Source organism: Raoultibacter phocaeensis, assembly GCF_901411515.1.
GTDB lineage: Bacteria > Actinomycetota > Coriobacteriia > Coriobacteriales > Eggerthellaceae > Raoultibacter > Raoultibacter phocaeensis.
In genome coordinates, this window is the sequence record NZ_CABDUX010000001.1 from 1,306,193 (window position 1) to 1,325,918 (window position 19,726).

The following is a 19,726-nucleotide window of genomic DNA, read 5'->3' on the forward strand; positions in this document are numbered from 1 at the left end:
CGACCCACTGATCAGGCGCGATACGGGGTGAACGCAGGGGTGAGTTGCAAATCACCCCCGAGGCGGCACGTTCACCCGCGACAAAGCGACTCGCTCGGTGCACGATGGCGGTGCGTCGAAAGCACGGCGCACATCGCCCGGCACCGCTGGGCGATTCGATGGGAATCCTTCAGGAGGGATCGACATGACCAAAGAAACCAAAGGTTTAACGCGCAGGAACTTCTTGGCGATCGGCTCGATGGCCGCTTTGGCGGGCACGGCCGCACTCGCAGGATGCGCTCCGAGCGCTTCTTCGTCGGAGGGCAAGGCTGATGCCGACGAGCCGACCGACGCTGCAGCTATGGCGACGGCCGACGAAACGAAAGAATGCGACATCGCGATCGTCGGTGCGGGCGGCGCTGGCCTCTGGGCTGCCGTCGAGGCGGTCCGTGCGGGCAAGAGCGTCATCGTGATCGAGAAGGGCGGCAATGTGGGCGTGGCGAACGGTTCGCTCGCAGGTGGCCCGTTCATGGTGGGTTCGAAGCTGCAGCAGGAGGCCGGCGTCGAGTTCACCGTCGAGGAAGCTTTCAACCACATCATGGAGTACGGCCACTGGGCCACGAACGCGGCAGCCATCAAGCGCGCTGTCGAACTCTCGGGCGAAACGGTCGATCAGTTCACCGACGATTTCGGCGTCCCGACGGGGCTGCGTCCCGATAACTACGGTGCAGGCCATGCATCGGTTCGTGCGAACTTCCAGGGCGACACTGAAGCTCAGGTGCGCGGCGAAGAGCGCATGAAGCCGCTTCAGGAGTTCGTCGAGGGCAACGGCGGCGAATTCCTCTTCGATACCGCTGGCAAGCGCCTCATCATGGAAAACGGCGTATGCACGGGCGTGCAGTGCGAACAGGGCAAGACAGTCGTCGACGTGAAGGCGAAGGCCGTCATCGTGGCAACGGGCGGCTTCCTCGGCAACACCGACATGATGCTCGAGCACTTCGGCACCTTCGTAAACCCGCTTGGCAACGTGCTTTCGGTGGGCGAGGGCATCGACATGGTAAAGGCCGCAGGCGGCCAGCTTTCCACCCAATGGGGCATCGCGGGCAACGAGTTCACGGGCTCCAACCAGAAGGCCGACGGGCTTTACGAGCGCGGCAACGCAGCGTTCACCATCGGCATCTACGGCACCCTTCTGGTGAACAACCAAGGCCGTCGCTTCTCGAACGAGGGCAAGTTCGCAAACCTGCCGCTCGCACTCGGCGGAGCGATCTCTCTGGTGGGCGGTCAGTATTATGCAGTCGTTGACCAGGCGTACGTCGACGGGCTGAATGCGGGTACCGATGCGTGGACGCTCTGCGGCTCCGACGAAGTGAACTGGCGTACCGGCATGATGACGCTTAAAGACAAGCCGCTCGAGAACGTGCAGGAGAACATGGATGCTGCCGTCGAAGCGGGCTGGGCGTTCAAGGCCGATACGGTCGAAGAGCTCGCCGAGGCAATCGGCGCCCCCGAGCTCGTCGATACCCTGGAAACGTACAACGGGTACTGCGATGCTGGCAAAGACGAGCAGTTCTACAAGCCTGCGTGCTTCCTCCAACCCGTGGCGACTGGTCCGTTTTACGCGCTGCAGTACGAGCCGAGCGCGTGGGTGACCATCGGTGGCATCCGCACGAACGACCGTCTTCAGGCAATCGACGCCGAAGGCATGCCGATCACGGGCCTCTACGTGGCGGGAGCCGATAACGGTACGCTCATGAGCGCTCCGTACTGCGATTACGAAGGCTACTCGCTCATGTGCGCCTACAGCGGCGGACGCATGGCGGGCATGTACGCCGTCGAGGAGATCGACGCCTAGTTCTCAGCTTTCCCGACGAAGCGCAGACAACCTCCTCCCTCCCTCTTGTCGCGCGCTTCCTGGTTATATCCGCCCGACAGCTCCGGCTGCCGGGCGGTTTTGTGTGTCCGAGTTCTGCATCCGGCGTACTCGATTATTTCAGATGGTACGGACGGTAAGATGCATGTGGGCGTCAGGTATTGTATGTAAATTTCTCAGACTCAATCTGATAATAATCAGATATTGTACTACAATGAAAACACGAAGAGAGAAAGGATCTGCGATGCCATTGACAAGGACCGCAACCGACCTGCAGCGAAACATGGGAGAAGTGTCTGCCGTCTGCCACGAGACCGGCGAGCCGGTGTACCTTACCAAGAACGGGGTTGCCGACCTCGTGATAATGGATGCCGCGGCGTTTGAGGCCGCTATGGATCTGAGGGATCTCGTCTACGAGCGGGAGATGCGCACTCTGTCCGGCATCATGCAGGGGCGCGATGAGATTCGCCGCGGACTCGGCAGACCTTATCGGGAGATTCGTCGGGAGATGGGTTTGTGAGGGAGGAAGAGGCGCCTGCCAACGATGACGAGGTGGCCTACGAAGTCGTCCTGTCTCCAGTCGCCGAACAAGTGATGTGGGATGTGAGATCCCGTGCCGACAGAAAGCGAATCGATGGAGTGCTGAGCGTGCTTGATACCGTGCCCGATATCGGCAGAGGTTACGATCCTCTGTACGAGGCCGCGATGCCGCCTAAGGACGTGATGGTTGCCTATGCTGGACATTTCAGCATCTACTACGAGGTGTTGGAAGAAGAGCGAATCGTGTATGTATACTACATCGAGGACCAACGGCGCGACCCGATGGCGAGATTCGGCCCAGCTTAGCCATTATCAAGCTAAAACAGGTGCATAAAACCTTCCGTTTACGAAGCGCGACGTGTTTTCTTGCCCGTGGTACCATTTCTCGAAACGAGGAAAGGTACACCATGGCCACATTCAAGGAGTTTCTGCGCGTTGCCGAGATAACAGTGAAGGACAAGACCTCGGGCAAACGCATGAAGGAGATACGCCACATTCTTCAGAAACATCGTGTCGCGTCGGGTCTGACGCCAGAAAAGGCCGTGGCCGTACTCGAGGATCTCGGGCCTACGTACGTAAAGATCGGCCAAATCGCCTCGAATCGCAGCGACCTTCTGCCGAAAGAATATTGCGATGCGTTCGAGAAACTCCGAGCCGATGTGCCGCCGATGCCCTTTACGACAGTGCTAGAGCGTATCGAAGCCTCGATTGATGCGCCGTGGCAAACGGTGTTTTCGGCCATCGAAGAAAAGCCACTCGGCTCTGCCTCGATTGCGCAAGTGCATAAAGCCGTGCTGCATGACGGCACGGTGGTTGCGGTCAAAGTGCGAAGGCCCGGCATCGCCCAGCAGATGGCCGAGGACATCATGCTCATGAAGCATCTGCTCGCCCTCGCGGAGTTTTCGAACATCGCTCCGGACAGCCTCGTGCTCACGGCGGACGACTTGGTGTCCGAATTGGAGCGGACTACGGCAGAAGAGGTCGACTTCACCACCGAACTCAACAACCTCAAGCGCTTCCACGATGAAATCCAAGACCAAGCCGGCGTGACGAGCCCGTTGCCGTTTCCCGCGTACAGCACCGATTCCATGCTGGTCATGGAGTACGTCACCGGAACGCTGCTCGATGATAGAGAAGGTTTGATCGCGCAAGGCAAGGATCTTGCCGCCATCGGCAAGAAGATTGCGCAGAGTTACGTGACGCAGGTGATCGACGATGGTTTCTTCCATGCCGATCCGCATCCCGGCAACATCATGATCAACGAGCGCGGGATCGTGTGGATCGATCTGGGGATGACGGGCTCACTCACCGCAAGCGAGCGCTCCATCGTGAACAAGGTCTTTCGCGGCGTTGCGGAAAACGACCCCTACGCGCTCAAGGATGCGCTTCTGAGCTTGGCGAAAGCCGACGGACCGGTCGATCACAGCATGCTTTTGGAGCAGATGAGCAGTATGCTTTCCAACTACACAGCGGTCGATTTGTCTGAGATCAACGTCGGTATGGCATTTGTCGACGTCATAGAGATACTCAGGTCGCAGAATCTTTCGCTGCCCTCGTCGTTTACGATGCTCGCACGCGGATTTCTCACGCTCGAAGGCGTGCTCGCTGAAATCGCGCCCTCCATAAGCGTGGTGGATATCGTATCGGCGCATGTAAAGAAGCAGATGCTCTCGTTTTCCTCTCTCGAAGGGAAGGCGAAAGACCTGTTCAAAAACACGGCCGCGTCCGCAGAAGCCATGACTACTCTGCCAACGCAACTCTCGAACACGCTCGACATGCTCGACCGCGGTCAGCTCAAGTTATCCATGGACATGAAGCTGCCGCACGATGTGAAAGGCACGCTTTACCAGGTGGCGAGCTTGCTTGCCCTCTCACTCATATCGGCGGGATTGTTCGTAGGTTCGAGCATCGTGTGCACCACCCCTATGCGGCCGCAGATATTTGATGTACCGCTTTTGGGTGCGCTTGGCTACCTTGGAGCCTTCGTGCTCGGCGTGTACGTGATCATCCGCGCCGTCACGATCCGCCATCAACAGGTGAACGATGAGAAGATCAAATAGCGGACGCCGATAAGCGCACCCTGGCGATTCGGCGCACAAGCTCCGGCCATCTTGCAGGGGGCTGCTACGAACCTTAGCCAGTAGTCTCGCAGGGGCGTGCCGCGATCCTTAGGCAGCCACTCGCAGGGGCGTGCCGCGATCCTTAGGCAGCCACTCGCAGGGGCGCGTCGCGTCCCTCCCAGTCCGTTCCCTGAGGTTTTGTCGGGAAACGACCCTCGGATGCAGGCGAACCGTCACTTTGCGACGCGAAGGCGCCCTCGGAAGCCCCCGTCGGAGCCGGATTGTTCGCCCCGGCAAACCGCGATCAGGCGATTTAGCGGCGCACAATGCCTCTCGGACTCCCGAGGCGCCGCCGATATTTCGCAAAGCGACGGTTCGCCTGCACCGGAAGGCCGTTTTCGCGCAGAAAAGCATTATCGATAAAAACCTTCCGCTGCGGATAGAACCGCCTCGCTGCGGATCGGCGGGGATGTCGACCCACGCCCGACCACGCCTTTTCGAGTCAATCGCCGAGCTTCCAAAAAAGGTTTTATCTTTTGGGCGGCGGGCGACGTCCGCCATCCAAAACCGGCAGACCGAAAGTTTCCCAGGCTCTCGCTTCGGGATCTTTTTCGGTTCGACGATTCAAGGAATGCCGTCGCGAACAGGTTCGAGCGAAGAAGCGTCGCCGAAAGCGCCGCGGCACAGTGATGCATGCAATGAGGAAAGCTTTATCGGACTAGAGCGGAAAAGCTGAGCGGCAGCTTATCAACCCCTACAAAAAGCGTCGGCAATAAAGTATGCCATTCGCGATATTCAAGCTTCAATTGACCTTGACAATTGTTGGGGGGGGGTGGCATTATTGCGATTATATCTATGACCTCGCAGGTCATGGAACGTGTCCGAACCATGCAAACCCGTCGAAAGGCGGCGGCGCAAAGCTATAGGGGCCCACCCGCGGAGGCGGCCAGCCAGTTGCAGGTCTACGGAAGGTTCTCCCTTCGAATCGGACCCGTGCACCTCGCCGGCCGAATCCTCGCGATTCGGCCGTTTTGCGTTTGGATGCCGGAACCGCAAGGGAAAGGAGTCGGGAAATGGCAATGACCCAGCAAGCCTCAAGCACGACGAAGGAGGCGAGATCGAGAAAGCTGCTGTCGCTGTTCATGGCGCTGGTCATGGCTGCGACGCTCATGATCCCCCAAGCGGCGTGGGCCGACGAGCCCGAGGGCGCGCCCGCCCAATCCGAGCAGGACCAGACGGCTCCCGTTGAAGGCACGGGCGACGTGGCGACCGGGACGACCGCGCCCGAGCAGCCGACTCAGCCCGAGCAGCAGCCGGCAGCGCCCGAGCAGCCACAGGCTCCGGCACCCGAACAGCAACAGGCTGTTCCCGAAGCCGAAGGCGAAGGCGGCAACGTGGCGGCACCCGTCTCGACGCTCGAAGCGCTCGACACCCTCCAGGTCGTCGGGCCCGTTCAGAGCGCCGATCCCGCCAAGCCCGACAACGAAAAGAAATTCTACAACGTGCTCTACGCGAACGGCAAGAACGTCGTCGTCGAGCCCGCAACCGAAGGGCTCAAGGTGACCGTCGACGGCACGGCGTACAGCTTCGCCAACAACTCGGCTTCGTACTTCAAGGGTGCGACCGACGGCCTGACCATCTTCGCGGGTGGGGACAGCGCTGCGACCGGCGATTCCTCGATCACCGTGAAAGGCGGCGCGAAGGTCGGCGCCATCTTCGCAGGCGGCAACAAGGCCGACTACGCGGGGACGGCGACCGTCGTCGTCGAAGAGGGAGCCGAAGCCGGCACCATCTACGGCGGCGGCCTGACCCCCGCAGGCGACAAGACGGGCACCGCGAAGACCACCGCTTCGACCGTTACCGTAAACGGCAAGGCCGGCATCGTCTACGCCGGCGGCATGGCATCGGTCGGCCCGACGATTAACGAGGTCGTGACGTTCAGCGCGGACAAGCCTGCAGAAACCACCGCGAAGAACTTCGTCGGCTCCTCGAAGGTCACCATCAACGGCGAGGCGGCGTGCTACTTCGGCGGAAGCTACTCCTACGGCGGCGTCGGCACGGTCTCGTGCGAGCTGAACGGAACGCTCACCGGATCGTACAGCGCCATCGCGGGCACCAACGGCTTCCGCGGCGACGCGTCGATGACCGTCGGTGCGAACGGGAAGATCACTGGCCTCCTCTACATGTCGATGCGCGGCTACATCGGCGATACGAGCCTCGTTAACAACGGGAGCATCGGCGTTCTCACGCTCCTGCCCGATGGCGCAAACGTTTCCACCTACGGAAACACCGACGTGGTCAACGCGGGCACCATCGCGCGCGCCCACCTCGATTGCGGGTGCGGGAAGGAAGCGGTTTCGGGGAGCGCCGTCACCCCGTATCCCGAGACGATCACCGTAGACGGCACCGTGCGGATTCGCACCACGACGATCGACGAGAAAAACGGCAACGTTGAAAATACGGCCAAGACATCGACCCTCCCCGAGGGCACCGCGCTGTCGCTCTTGAACGGTGCTACGTACGACGGCTATTCGGTCATGATCGGCGAGAAGGGCTATGCCGATTTCGCCGCCGCAGCTCAAGCGGCGCAAGCGGGCGACACGGTAACGCTTACTGTCGATCAAACGTCCGAACCCGTCACGTTTGCAAACAATGTGACCGTCGATCTCGGCGGCCACACGTTGACGATCGCGGGCGAATCGGCTGCTACCGCTTACGGCGTACAGTTCGCGGGGGAGGGCGAAAACGTTCTCAAGAACGGCACGCTTCTCGATGAGCGCAGCAACGGTAACCAGACGGCAGGTTGGAAGACCGTTCATGTAGCGAACAAGGCGAACCTCGCTACCCAAGATGTCGCCATCAAGGCTTATAAGCCCGATACGGCTTATAACTACAATTACCTGATTTATGCAGGCGGAAAAGACGACACGAATGCGAAAGCTCTCTCGCTTGGCGCGGGCACCGAGCTTTCAAACCTCGATAACGCGTCGAACACGAGCGAGACGTACGGTGCAGTCGGCATCTCGCTTATCGGAACGACCACGAACGCAGCAACAGTTGCCGACAAGGTCAAACTTACGATCGCAGAAGGCGTTTCTATCAATACGATGGGCTACGCCATTGCCGGAAACGGTACCTATCATGGAACCGAAATCACCATCGACGGCGGCACGATCACCAGCACCGGCTCCGCCGCGATCTACCATCCGCAGGCTGGCACGCTGACGCTTAACGGCGGTACCCTCGAGGGTACGACGGGCATCCAATTCTGCTCCGGCGAAGGTACGGTCAACACCGAGTTCCAGTTCAACGGCGGAACGGTCAAAGGCGTTGGCGTCGATGAGCGCGCAATCAAGACAGGCGACGGACTCGTCAGCGACGGATCCGCGCTCTCGCTTGTGAACCGCGGCTATCCGGGTGGCACGCCTTCGATCACCATCAACGGCGGCACGTTCACGTCGGCTAACAACGATGCGGTCCTCGCGTACACGTGGGAAAAAGGTGCGGGCGACGCGTACGAGGCGACCGAGTGGGCTCAGGCGGCGGAGAAAATCTCCATCACCGGCGGCACCTACTCGAGCGACGTGAGCGCGTACGTTGCCGAAGGCTATAACTGCACGCAAGACGATGACGCCTATACCGTTGCTGCTAAACCGATGGTTGCCGAAATCGTCGGCGGCGATCAGTTTTCGAGCCTCGCAAAGGCGATCGATGCAGCAGGACCAACTGACACGGTGAAACTCCTCGACAACATTACTCAGTCCGACGGCATCGAGATTTCCAAAGATGTTACGATCGATCTCGACGGCAAGACGTTTACGGTAACCGACGGCAGCAATATCAACAATCGCGGCATCAAGCTTTTAAGCGGGCATCTGACTATTACAAACGGTACGATGGTCGCCGAAGGCGAGCCGACTGGCGTTCAGGCTTCCGATGCTTCTTCCGGTACCGGGTTGTACGGTACGCTCCGCTTGGAGGGCGGCACGCTCGACATGGAGAGCGTGACGCTCAAGAACGGAAGGCCGTGGGGGCTGAACGTCAAGCTCAGCGGTGCTGCGAGGGCGAACTTGACGAATGTCGTAATCGAATCAGAGTACGGTGGCGGCATCGAGGTGGCGCATCCCGAGGCGGAGGCAGTCCTTAACGATTGCGCGTTTACCCAAAAGCATTACTTCGATTGGACAAGCACCTGCGTAAGCGTGAGCAACGGCGGAAAAGCGATTGTCAACGGAGGAACGTACGTTTCCGATGGATGGGCGCTGTATGTGTTTTCTTCGGGAGGCACGCTCGACGTAAACGACGGTACATTCCAGGGAGCTAAGGGCGTCCTTAAAGCAGACCTCGATGCGACATCTTATCCTGAGGGCGCGGTTGTCGTTTCCCTTAAGGGAGGGGACTATACGGGCGCTATCGGCGAGGGCGGCAACGGTACGAACAAATCCATAGCTATCACCGGTGGAACGTATACCGAGGACCCGGCAGCGTACGTTGCAGAAGGGTACGATTGCGCTGAGGCTGAAGGAAAGTTCCACGTTTCATCGCATAAAGTTGCGCAGGTTGGCGATACGGCCTACGAAACTCTCCAAGCAGCCTTCGATGCAGCGACCGAGGGCAAAACCGTCGTGCTGCTCGACAACGTCGATCTTGGGGCTACGGCAGCAACCGTTGCGACGGGTGCTACGACGAATCTCGACCTAGCAGGTAAAAAGGTGACGGGTAGCGCCAAGCAGACGGTTCTTGTCCAAGGCGGGCTGACCATCACGGACTCCGCAACCAGCGGCACAATCGAAAACACCAATACGAGTGCGAACGCAGCCGTTTTCGTACCCGGGGGCAAAATTGTTCTCGAAAAGGGTTCCATTAACGGCGCAACGCGTGGCGTCTGGCTTTTCGGTCCAGCAGCCAGCCTTTCAATGACGGGAGGCAGCGTTGAGGGAGCGTCGAAGATCGGCGTACAGGTATCCGGCAAATCCGGAGCCGAAACTTCTGCAGTAATCTCCGGCGGCACCGTGGTCGGTGGCAAGCAGTCCATCGCCATCTACGGTTGCCAGGGTGCTGACGACAATACGCTTCCTGCCGCGAGCTATCCTGCGACTGTCGAGATCACGGGCAATGCGGTCATCGAGTCTCCCAATGGGGGAGCCGATTTGGCTGAAGCAACCGTTACGGTCTTTGGCAAAGGTGCTGTACTCGAGGTATCCGGCGGTACCGTTAAGCACGATTCGAAATTCGGGGCGATCAGCGGAAACGGATTTGCCAAAAACTACGGCACGAGCATCGCCGTTTCCGGTGGCGTAATTCAGGCTACCGGACCCGACGGCCCCGCTGTCTATCATCCGCAGGTTGGCGAACTCACCATCACCGGTGGTGAAATCTCCGGCGCTACGGGCGTCGAAATGCGTGCAGGTACGCTTTATGCGTCCGACAATGCGACCATTCAGGGCTCCGGCGAGTTCAGCACCAAGAGCAACACAAACGGCGGCGCCACCAACGGCGTCGGCATCGCCGTAGCTCAGCACATCACCAAGCAGCCCGTCGAGGTGCATGTTTCGGCCGGCACCGTCTCGGGCGGCACGTACGCCTTCTACGAGGGCAACCCGGAAGGGAACGGCGCCGAGGACATCGCCAAGGTCTCCCTCGACATCGCGGGCGGATCATTCTCCGCAACTTCGGAGGAAGCCGGCGCTGAAGCCGTCTACAGTGCGGACTGCACTGGCTTCATCACCGGCGGCTCCTACTCGAGCGATGTGACCGCGTACTGCGAAGGCGAATATCAGTGCGTGCAGGATGGCGACGTCTACAAGGTGAGCGAGAAACCCAAGGTCGCCGAAGTCAAAGGCATACAGTACGCCAATCTCGACGCGGCGATTGTTGCAGCCGGGGACGGCGATACGGTGACGATGATCAACGATGCCGTGATCGACGCTTCGCAGATCAAGATGAACACCAAGGACGACTCGCCGTTCTACGCCGAGGTCGACAGCAAGAGCATCACGCTCGACCTCGCGGGCAGGGCGATCACCTTCGATCAGTCGAAATGCGATATAACAAACCGCGTTACGACGGCAGACGCGTTCACCGACGAGCGCGGCCTGATCTACATTGCCGCAGGTGCCGGCCTGACCGTGAAAGATAGCGGCGAAGGCGGAATCATCAAGTCCACGTCTCCTGCGGGGGATACGTACTCGCTTCTGTCGCTCATCCAGAACTACGGCGTATTCACGATGGAAAGCGGAACGATCACGGGTGCCGAGCGAGTCTACTACCTCGCCACCATGTACGGCTCCGCCTCCCATACCACCATCGAAGGCGGCACGCTCGACAACCAGTGGGGCACTGAAACCGACGGGGGCATCTGCCTCTCGGGCAACGGCACCACCACGTATGCGGGCTACCGGCTCGACATAACGGGCGGCACGCTCAAGGGCGGCGAGCAGACGCTGTACCTCCCGAGTGCGGGCACCACGAACATCTCCGGCACGCCTGTGCTCGAAGGTACCGGCCGCGCGATTGAAATAAGGGCTGGCCAGCTGACGATCGACGGCGGTACGTTCACTGCCACGGCTCCCCGCCTGCAGAACGCGACGGCCACCTCGGGCGGAACCGGTGCCTATACGGGCGCCATCGTCGCGGTCAAGCACAAGGGCACGAGCGACAAAGCATACAAGGGTGCCGTAAACGTGACGATCAACGGCGGCACGTTCACGAACGCCAACGGCGATGCGATCGCCGCGAAAAACGAGATCGTTGACCAAGCGATCGCAGCAGCCAACAACATCGAATTCACGATCGCCGGCGGTTACTTCTCTGGCGGCATCAACAACGGCAATCTCGTCGGTCCCAGCGCAGCGCAAGGCGTTGACAAGCTGAGCGTTTCGGGCGGCTACTTCACGGCCGATCCGAGCGCGTACCTTGCGGCCAAGAAGGTCGTGCTTCCAAGCGATACGGCCGGCTACCCGAACATGGTTGCAGAAAGCAAGGCTACGACCGATGCGAAACCAGTTGTGACCGAGCCGACCGTAACGGTCGATCCCGATGCAGATCTCGGTGACGAGACGGCGAAGCAAGAGATCGTCGACAAGGTCGCAGAAACGCAGGTTGAAGGCCTCAACGCGTACGCGAACGAAGCGGCCGAGAACCTGACGCAGACGACGGTCGACAGTGCCAAGGAAGCGCTCAAGCAAGAGGTTTCCGTCGGCCAGACCGATACCATCACCGTCTTCGTCCAAACGTACGTGGAGATCAAGCCAAAGGCGTTTGTCGAAGATTCTGCGAGCAGCACCAAAGCGCTTACGGTCGACATCACGCCCAAGTCGCGCGTAGTGGCGTCGACGGCGACTGACGCCAAGGACATCAAGACCGATAACACGGCTGGAGATAAGAACGCCGTCGTGGTCGACGAGCAGACGCTCAACGTGACCAGCTCCACGGTCATCTCCGTGCCGCTGCCCTCCGGTTTTGTCAACGCGACGACGGATCCTGTATTTGCGAAGCATCTTAAGAGCGCCGATCTCGCGTATGTGTATCAAGCGGTTGTAAGCGGCGATGCTACCGCCGGCTTTGCCGCCACGTTCACGAACCCCAACGGGTTCAGCGAGTTCACGCTTACCACCGCTGATGAAAGCGTTGCTTCGATCGGCGGGACCAACTACACGACGTTGCAGGCTGCCGTTAACGCAGTAACCGACGGCCAGACCATCAAGCTCCTGAAGAACGCTGCGGGCGCGACCGTTTCCAAGGCCGTCTCGTTCACGCTTGACGCGGGCGGCTTCACCCCCGGCGACATCGTAGCCGGTTCTGGGTTCGTGCTGGCGGTTGAGAACGGCCTCTACACGGTGACGGCGGTCGTCCCCGTAACCGGTGTCACGCTCGACAAGACGAACCTCGAGCTTACCGAGGGCGGCACTGCGACCCTCGTAGCAACGGTGGCGCCTGATAATGCAACCGACAAGAGGGTGACGTGGACGTCTTCCAACGAGGCAGCGGCCACGGTGTCGGCAAGCGGCGTAGTCACCGCCGTCAAGGCAGGTACGGCAACCATTACGGCGAAAGCCGGCGATAAGACGGCCACGTGCGCTGTCACCGTCAATGCCAAGGACGTGCCGAAGCCTCCCGCGCAGGCTTCGCGCCTCGGCGGTGCCGACCGCTACAAGACGATGGCGCTCATCTCGCAGACCGCTTTCCCCGAAAACGGCTCCTGCTCGACGGTCATCGTCGCGCGCGGCGACAACTTCCCCGACGCTTTGGCCGCCGCAGGCCTCGCGGGCGTCACGGGCGGACAGGTGCTCCTCACCGAGACCGGTACGCTCACGGCCGAGACCAAGGCCGAGATCAAGCGCCTCGGGGCTCAGAAGGCCTACGTGATCGGCGACACCTACTCGGTCACGGCGCGCACGTTCAACGAGATCAAGGCAATCACTGGCAGTGCCGAGCGCCTCGGCGGAGCCGACCGCATGGACACCGCCCTCAAGATCTACCAGGCGGGCAAGGGCGGCTGGGGAACGACGGCTATCGTGGCCACGGGCAAGAAGGCCGCCGACTCGCTTTCGGTGTCGCCGATATCCTACGCGGCGAAGGCTCCGATCTTCCTCGCCGACAACGACGGCAATTTGTCCGCCGCCGCACTCGATGCGATTGCGAAGGGCGGGTTCACTAAGGTCCTCGTGCTCGGCGACAAGTACTCGGTGTCCAACTCCGCGTTCAACAAGGTGAAGGCGCTTGTCTCCAACACCGAGCGCATCGGCGGGGCCGACCGCTACGAGACTTCGCGGCTCACGGCCCAGCAGGCTCTGAAGAACGGATTCGGCTGCGAAGTCGTCTCGCTTACGGCGGGCCGCGAGGGCAAGTATGCTGACGCCCTCGTTGCCTCGTCGCTCAGCGGCAAGTCGTTCTCGGTGCTGCTGCTCGTCGATGACGGCGCGACCACGTGTATCGACAAGGTGCTTGCCCCCAACAAGGCGCAGGTCGAGAACGCCTACGTTCTCGGCGACAAGTACACCGTGTCCAACGAGCTGTTCGCAGCCATCGAGAAGGCCGTCAAGTAGTTAAAAGCGGGCAAGCCAGCCCGTCCGGCTCCGGGACCCCCGCTTCGGCGGGGGTCCCTTCGGCGGTCGTACGGCCGCCTCTCACCCATTCCCGCACGGGATCCAAGTACCGTGCGCTCTGCTTCACCGAAGAGGCCCGGGGACGACGGTTTCCGGGCCTCGGTTCTCTCGGGTAACGTAACGCTCGATGTATCGGAGCGTTCGCTCATGGTGCCTTTTAGCCAAACCGTTCGCACCCATTCCCTAGAGCGTATGCACATATTTTTGCTTTACACCGTAAAGAAAGCACGCTATCATGCACTTTACACAGTAAAGTAAACGCAACGCAAGGAGGAGCAATGGGAGGAACTGGATTTTCCAGGCGAGACTTCCTGAAAGGGGCCGGCGCGGTCGGGCTTGCATCGGGGGCACTCGGCATCTTCGGAGGTGCGGGACTCGCGTTCGCCGACGATGCCGCCGCGGCATCAGAGGAGGCAGCGAACATCTATCAGACCATCATGCCGGGGGAAACGAATCTGCTGCCGCTCAAAAAGGCGGAGTGCCCTGGCCCGCGGGGACCTATCGCGTTCGAGGATCGCGAGATCGCCTCGTCGGAAGTTATCGCAACCGAGGAATGCGAAGTGCTCGTGGTCGGCGCGGGTATTGCAGGACTTACCGCAGCGCTCAAAGCGGCCGAAGAGGGTGCCAGTGTCATCTGCATCGAGAAGATGACCGCTGGTCGCGGCTGCTTCGAGTGCTTCGGCGCGTACGATGCCCAAGCGCAGAAAGATGCCGGAGTCGAGGTCGATCCCGCGCAGCTGCTCGACGAGATCTACCGCTCCGCCTACTGGCGCACGCGCCCCGAGCCCGCGCGTACCTACGTATTCCGTTCGGGCGAGGCGACCGATTTCTGGCAGCAGATGCTCGACAAGGGCGAAAACGGCTTCGTCATCACCAAGGTCGAACAAGCCCCCAACACCAACGGTATGCCGCTGATCGATTCCGAGCTCGGGTTCTACGACAGTCCGTCACTGCCACCCGACGCCGGTGTTCGCTCGGGACTTTCGGGCATATACGTATGCAAGGAAATGGCCGAGGTGGCTACTCGCTACGACAACCTCGACATCCGTTACAGCACGCCCGCCGTGCAGCTTACCCGTGAAGACGGCGGACGGGTCACGGGAGTCATCGCAAAAAGCGCCGACGGGTACGTGCAGATCAACGCCTCGAAAGGCGTAATCCTTGCGACGGGCAGCTACGATGCCAACCCCGAGATGATGGAGGCGTGGGTGCGCCCCGAAGACTACGCGACTTCGAGCTGGTGGAATCCCGGCTGGGGAACCACGGGCGACGGCCATATGATGGGCCTCAAGGTGGGGGCCGACATGGATTCGCTGCCGCATCCCGTTATGAACTTTCGCTGGGGCAATCCCGATTCGTTCTACGATGCTCGCGTGTGGACGGCTATTTGGCTCGCCATCAACGTGAACGGCAAGGGCGCGCGTTACGTGAACGAAGATTTGCCGTTCCAGGCGGTCTCCAACGCGCAGAACGCGCAACCTGGGTACGGTGCTAACTGTTGGCAGATATTCGACGACGGTATGCTCGGCGCAACCGAAGAAGAAGCAGCGGGCGCGAAAGCCGCCATGGAGGAGTTCATCGAGAAAGGATGGGCGTTTTCCGCGTCGAGTCCTCGTGAGCTCGCCGAAAAATGCGGCATCGATGCCGACGGCCTCGAGCAGACCATTGCCACATGGAACGAATACTGGGATGCCAAGAAGGATAGGGATTTCAATCGCTTTATGGAATCGACCGCTCCGTTTGCAGGCGAGACGATATACGCGCTCACTACGAACAGCTGCATTCTCGCTACGGGGGGCGGGCTGACCATCGATGGAAACTGCCGCGTGCTCGATACCGACGACGAGGTCATCGAGGGGCTCTATGCCGTCGGTAACGTGTCGGGCAGTTTCTTCGCAGGAAATTACCCGCGCCATATCCCTGGAACCTCGATCGGCCGTGCGGTCACGTTCGGCTTTGTGGCGGCCGAACACGCCGTGAAAGGAGCGTAACCCATGCAGTCCGTTAAACGCTATCCCCTTGCAGCGGTAATGATCGCTGCTATTGTGCTCTGCCTTATCCTCGGCCTTGCAGCCTGCGCCCCGCAAAGCTCAGACGAGCCGGCTTCCTCCCAAACTCCCTCGTCCTCGACACAGACGGCGGGCGTTGCGGGCGAATACGTTTCCGACGAGCAATGCCTGAGCTGCCATGGTGCCAGCTACGAATCCCTTGCCGAAACCACGTCGAATTTAGGCGATTGGAATCCCCACAACTCGATCCACGGCGGCTACAACTCCTGTCAGAACTGCCACGCGAAGGATAAGGAAATCACCGACAACTACTGCAGCCACTGCCATGCCTATGCACCCGATCAGGCGCAAGCGTAGTCGGCTGTAAGCATAATGCGGTGCGAGCGAATCGATGGCCGCCGGAAGCGTGTTTCCGGCGGCCTCGTCGTTGCTGCTCAGGTGAGGCGTCGCGAAAAGAGCAAGGTGCCCCAAGCCGATAGCAGGCGGCAGCTCGTCTCGGCTGAAAGCCAGACCTTTGAACGGAACCGTCCAGAGCACGATACGCTCGTACAAAAATCGTGCCATATGGCACGGTTCGTGACCGAGGATAATATCCTCATATGTGAGACATAAGCCTCTGATCAGGCATTACTCATAGATGCCTTCGCTTGTTTGAACGCAGAGAAGGCAGCGGGACCGAAATTGTGCCATATGGCACGATTGTTGCGAAGCTCTGCCAGTGAGAAACGGGCCGAGGATCCGAGGACCCGAGGGCCCGGGGCCCGAGCACGAGCGATCATGGCAGCGACTTCTAGCATCTCGAATACGCGAGGTGTAAACAAGCTGCAAGCTCTGCCTGGTCGTCGAAGGCCGGAGGTTATTGCTCCTCTTTTGCAATCCTCATCTTTGGGCTTCCGGTGATGATTGTGCCGCATGCTTTACATATTAACGATAACATGTATCATTAAGAGGTAAACATGCAGATGAAAGACGTGATTGTAAGATCACACCGAAAGGAAGGGATGAGCGATGGACCAAAAAGTCTACGAGCTTCTGAACGATCAGATCAACAAGGAACTGTACTCGGCGTACCTCTACCTGTCGTTTGCCGACTACTACGAGGACGAGGGCCTCAAGGGATTTGCCAACTGGTACATGATCCAGGCTGCCGAAGAGTGCGACCATGCGCTGATCTTCCGCAACTACCTGCTCGACAACAGCTGCAAGGTAAAGCTCAAGGCCATCGATCAGCCCGACAAGGAGTTTGCGGCCTACCTCGAGCCGCTCGAGGCCGCGCTTGAGCACGAGAAGTACGTGACCGCGCTCATCAACGACATCTACAGCGCCGCGCACGACGTGAAGGATTACCGTACGATGAAATTCCTCGATTGGTTCATAGACGAGCAGCTCGAGGAAGAGGCGACCGCCGACGATATGATCACGCGCATGAAGCTGTTCGGCCAGGATACCAAGGCGCTCTACGAGCTCGATCAGGAGTACGCAGCTCGCACCTATACTGTGCCGAGCCCGCTCGCCGCTGCGGAATAGAGGTAGTCTCGGGCGGAGCAAGCGAAGCCGCCTTGAGAATCGCTTGCTCCGCAAGGTAAGCGATTGTGTAGGGCAAGGCTGAGACGACGGATGCAACGTGCGGACATACGAATGGCGAAGGTAGTTTTCAGGAAGCCGGCGATCTTCGAACGCCGGCTTCCTTCGCGTGCAGAGTATGGGAGTCGTTTTAGATGCTGCCTTCATCACGTAAAGATGAACGCGACCAGAAATGCTGCGGCGGCTACCCACATGAGCGGCTTGACTTGGCGGGCTCTGCCTTGGACGACCATGATGATGCAGTAGGAAATGAAGCCGAATCCGATGCCGTTGGCGATCGAGTACGTAAGCGGGATGCCTGCGATCGTGATGAACGCGGGGAAGGCCGACGAGATGTCCGACCAGTCGATTTCGCCGATTTCGGTCATCATGAGGTAGCCGACGACGACGAGGGCTCCGCACGTGGCAGCTCCGCTCACCATGCCGACTAAGGGAGCGAGAAACGCGCAGAGCAGAAACGCGATCCCGATCACGATGTTCGAGAGGCCGGTGCGCGCTCCTGCTGCTGCGCCGGACACCGACTCGACGAACGAGGTAATGGAGCTCGCACCGATGAAACCGCCGACCGCTGCAGCGGTCGAGTCAACCGTGAGGATCGGCTTGATGTCTTCCACATTGCCTCTCTCATCGACGAATTTGGCGCGGCTGCCCACGGCCACCACGGTTCCCATCGTGTCAAAGAAATCGCTCATGAGCAGGCTGAATACAAACAGAAGCAAAATTGGTTGCAAGAACACTTCCACAAGGGCGATCATGCCGTCGGGCGTAGTCTGGAAGGGCGCTGCGAACGCCGAGAAGTCCGGGAAGAACGAAAAGTCGCCGCCCAGCGGTGTCACGCCGAGCGGAATGCCCACGATCGTCGCCACGACGATAGAGATGAGCAAGCCCGCCTTGAGTTTGAGCGCCGTGAGGATGACAGCTACAACGATGGATACGACGCCAACAATTGCGGCTGGGCTCGTAAGGTCGCCGAGTGCGAGCAGCGTCGATTCGTCGGAGGCGATGAACCCGCCTCCTTTGAGTCCGATGAACGCGATGAACAGGCCGATGCCGATGCCGATGGCTCGTCTGAGTGCAACGGGGATAGCGTCCATGACAGCTTGTCGCAGTCCGCAGAGCACGAGCAGCAAGATGAGAATGCCTTCGAGAAAAATGACCGCCATCGCTACGCGCCAATCGACACCGAGGCCGAGACACAGCGAATAGGCTACGATCGCGTTGATGCCCATTCCTGAAGCGAGCGCGATGGGCCGGTTGGCGAACAGGCCCATCGCGACCGTCATGATTGCGGCACCGAAGCACGTAGCCGTGAGGGCGGCGTTGAATGGAATGCCTGCCGCTTCCATCATCGCCGGATTCACCGCGATGATGTAGGACATGGCGAGAAAGGTCGTAAGGCCGCCGATTATTTCCGTAGAAATCGTACTGCCCCGTTCTGAAATTTTGAAGAACTTATCCACCGTAAATCACCCTTTGCAAGAAGTCCCCAACAACAACGCTCCTATTATAGGGAAGCCGATACCTTTATGGGAGGAATTTTTGCTTTTCGCGGGTTGATGGCAAAGCGAAGATGCTCAGCGCGGGCTAAAGCTGTCCAAGGTAATCCCAGAAAGCCCGGGCGGAAGATGAAAGCACCGAGCCTTTGCGCTTGATGGCGTAGGTGCCGAAGGCATCGTCGCGGCCCATGTCCACGGCGATAAGAACGCGCTGTTCTTTCTCGTCTTCGAGCACATTCGGGGGGAACCCGAAGTAAAATGCCTGTTGCTCATCGGCGCTTCGCACGAGTAAATCGACGTCTGATGTGGTCATGAGAATGGTGGGGCAAACGTCTGCCGCCTCGCATGCTTCCATAAAATACCGATGCAGATGGTTTCGCTTGCCGAACGTGATGAACGGTTTCCCATCGAGATCGGCAAGGCTGAGACGATCGCGCGAAGCAAGGGCGTCGCCGATCGGCACATGGACAAACACCCCGGTTTCCACGACGAGTGCGATATCGAACTCCGAAAGGTATCGCGGAGCGGATCCGACTAGGCTTATGTCGGATTCCCCGGAGCGGATCATGCCGATGGCCTCCTCGGTGGTAACCTCTTCGGCCGAGAGCATGATTTCGGGGTGTTTGGCCCGAAACGCATCGACGGTACGCTCGGGCAGCGATAGGGCGGTTCCGTGGGAGAACGCTACGGAAAGCGCGTAGGTAAGAGGCGCTTCCCCGGAAGCTACGGTATAGCGCTGTTCGAGTTCTTTGTACGCCTGGAGGACCGGTGCCGCATCGTTGAGGAAATCCGTGCCGAACTCGGTGAGTTCGAGGTGGTGTTCCCGATTGGCGAGCAGCTTCGCGCCCAGTTCGTGCTCGAGGTTTCGCACGGCTTTGCTGAGCGCTTGACGCGACAGGTACAATTCGTCGGCGGCCTTGGTGAAGCTTTTTCGCTGCGCGACGGCAACGAAATAGTCGATCTGCCGAATTTCCACGGTCCCTCCCAGAAGCCGTTTCGTATCGATCACGCTAGCATACCTCATTTCTCTTTGGTTTTGATACCCAACGGCAGGGGATAAGCAAAATTAGGTTGCAGG

10 protein-coding genes and 1 riboswitch are annotated in these 19,726 nt (G+C 59.8%); of the genes, 8 read left to right on the forward strand and 2 right to left on the reverse strand.

Annotated elements, in window-relative coordinates; translation table 11 throughout:
* The first annotated feature begins 184 nt into the window (after positions 1 to 184).
* The 8 genes from FJE54_RS05140 to FJE54_RS05175 all read left to right on the forward strand — a co-directional run bounded on the left by FJE54_RS05140 (position 185) and on the right by FJE54_RS05175 (position 17,095).
* Positions 185 to 1,834 carry an FAD-dependent oxidoreductase gene (locus FJE54_RS05140; RefSeq protein ID WP_139651643.1) on the forward strand — a complete coding sequence of 550 codons (1,650 nt, stop codon included), beginning with the start codon at positions 185 to 187 and terminating at the stop codon, positions 1,832 to 1,834.
* Between the two features lie 262 nt (positions 1,835 to 2,096).
* On the forward strand, positions 2,097 to 2,372 hold the full coding sequence (locus FJE54_RS05145; protein WP_180326576.1) for a type II toxin-antitoxin system Phd/YefM family antitoxin: 276 nt from the start codon (positions 2,097 to 2,099) through the stop codon (positions 2,370 to 2,372).
* On the forward strand, positions 2,369 to 2,698 hold the full coding sequence (locus FJE54_RS05150; protein WP_139651645.1) for a hypothetical protein: 330 nt from the start codon (positions 2,369 to 2,371) through the stop codon (positions 2,696 to 2,698). The genes FJE54_RS05145 and FJE54_RS05150 overlap by 4 nt, the downstream gene beginning before the upstream one ends.
* A 101-nt stretch (positions 2,699 to 2,799) precedes the next feature.
* A complete protein-coding gene (locus FJE54_RS05155) occupies positions 2,800 to 4,452 on the forward strand; it encodes an ABC1 kinase family protein (protein ID WP_139651646.1) in 1,653 nt (550 codons plus the stop codon).
* Between the two features lie 879 nt (positions 4,453 to 5,331).
* Positions 5,332 to 5,414: riboswitch (cyclic di-GMP riboswitch) on the forward strand.
* A gap of 111 nt (positions 5,415 to 5,525) precedes the next feature.
* The gene (locus FJE54_RS05160) at positions 5,526 to 13,499 is read left to right on the forward strand and encodes a cell wall-binding repeat-containing protein (RefSeq protein ID WP_139651647.1); all 7,974 of its coding nucleotides are present in this window, start codon (positions 5,526 to 5,528) and stop codon (positions 13,497 to 13,499) included.
* Between the two features lie 338 nt (positions 13,500 to 13,837).
* Positions 13,838 to 15,550 carry an FAD-binding protein gene (locus FJE54_RS05165; protein ID WP_139651648.1) on the forward strand — a complete coding sequence of 571 codons (1,713 nt, stop codon included), beginning with the start codon at positions 13,838 to 13,840 and terminating at the stop codon, positions 15,548 to 15,550.
* A gap of 3 nt (positions 15,551 to 15,553) precedes the next feature.
* Positions 15,554 to 15,925: a cytochrome c3 family protein gene (locus FJE54_RS05170; protein ID WP_139651649.1), complete on the forward strand. Its 372-nt coding sequence runs from the start codon at positions 15,554 to 15,556 to the stop codon at positions 15,923 to 15,925.
* Positions 15,926 to 16,576: 651 nt separating this feature from the next.
* Positions 16,577 to 17,095: a ferritin gene (locus FJE54_RS05175; RefSeq protein WP_139651650.1), complete on the forward strand. Its 519-nt coding sequence runs from the start codon at positions 16,577 to 16,579 to the stop codon at positions 17,093 to 17,095.
* Between the two features lie 203 nt (positions 17,096 to 17,298).
* Here FJE54_RS05175 and FJE54_RS05180 read toward each other — a convergent pair whose 3' ends face one another.
* The gene (locus tag FJE54_RS05180) at positions 17,299 to 18,612 is read right to left on the reverse strand and encodes an NCS2 family permease (RefSeq protein WP_139651651.1); all 1,314 of its coding nucleotides are present in this window, start codon (positions 18,610 to 18,612) and stop codon (positions 17,299 to 17,301) included.
* A 124-nt stretch (positions 18,613 to 18,736) separates the two neighbouring features.
* The gene (locus tag FJE54_RS05185) at positions 18,737 to 19,657 is read right to left on the reverse strand and encodes a LysR family transcriptional regulator (protein WP_255467232.1); all 921 of its coding nucleotides are present in this window, start codon (positions 19,655 to 19,657) and stop codon (positions 18,737 to 18,739) included.
* Between the last annotated feature and the right edge of the window lie 69 nt (positions 19,658 to 19,726).

Excerpts from the sequence above, each read along its gene's own strand:
- FJE54_RS05140 (WP_139651643.1), top strand. The coding sequence starts at position 185 with ATGACCAAAGAAACCAAAGGTTTAACGCGCAGGAACTTCTTGGCGATC.
- FJE54_RS05145 (WP_180326576.1), top strand. The coding sequence starts at position 2,097 with ATGCCATTGACAAGGACCGCAACCGACCTGCAGCGAAACATGGGAGAA.
- FJE54_RS05155 (WP_139651646.1), top strand. The coding sequence starts at position 2,800 with ATGGCCACATTCAAGGAGTTTCTGCGCGTTGCCGAGATAACAGTGAAG.
- FJE54_RS05160 (WP_139651647.1), top strand. The coding sequence starts at position 5,526 with ATGGCAATGACCCAGCAAGCCTCAAGCACGACGAAGGAGGCGAGATCG.
- FJE54_RS05165 (WP_139651648.1), top strand. The coding sequence starts at position 13,838 with ATGGGAGGAACTGGATTTTCCAGGCGAGACTTCCTGAAAGGGGCCGGC.
- FJE54_RS05170 (WP_139651649.1), top strand. The coding sequence starts at position 15,554 with ATGCAGTCCGTTAAACGCTATCCCCTTGCAGCGGTAATGATCGCTGCT.
- FJE54_RS05175 (WP_139651650.1), top strand. The coding sequence starts at position 16,577 with ATGGACCAAAAAGTCTACGAGCTTCTGAACGATCAGATCAACAAGGAA.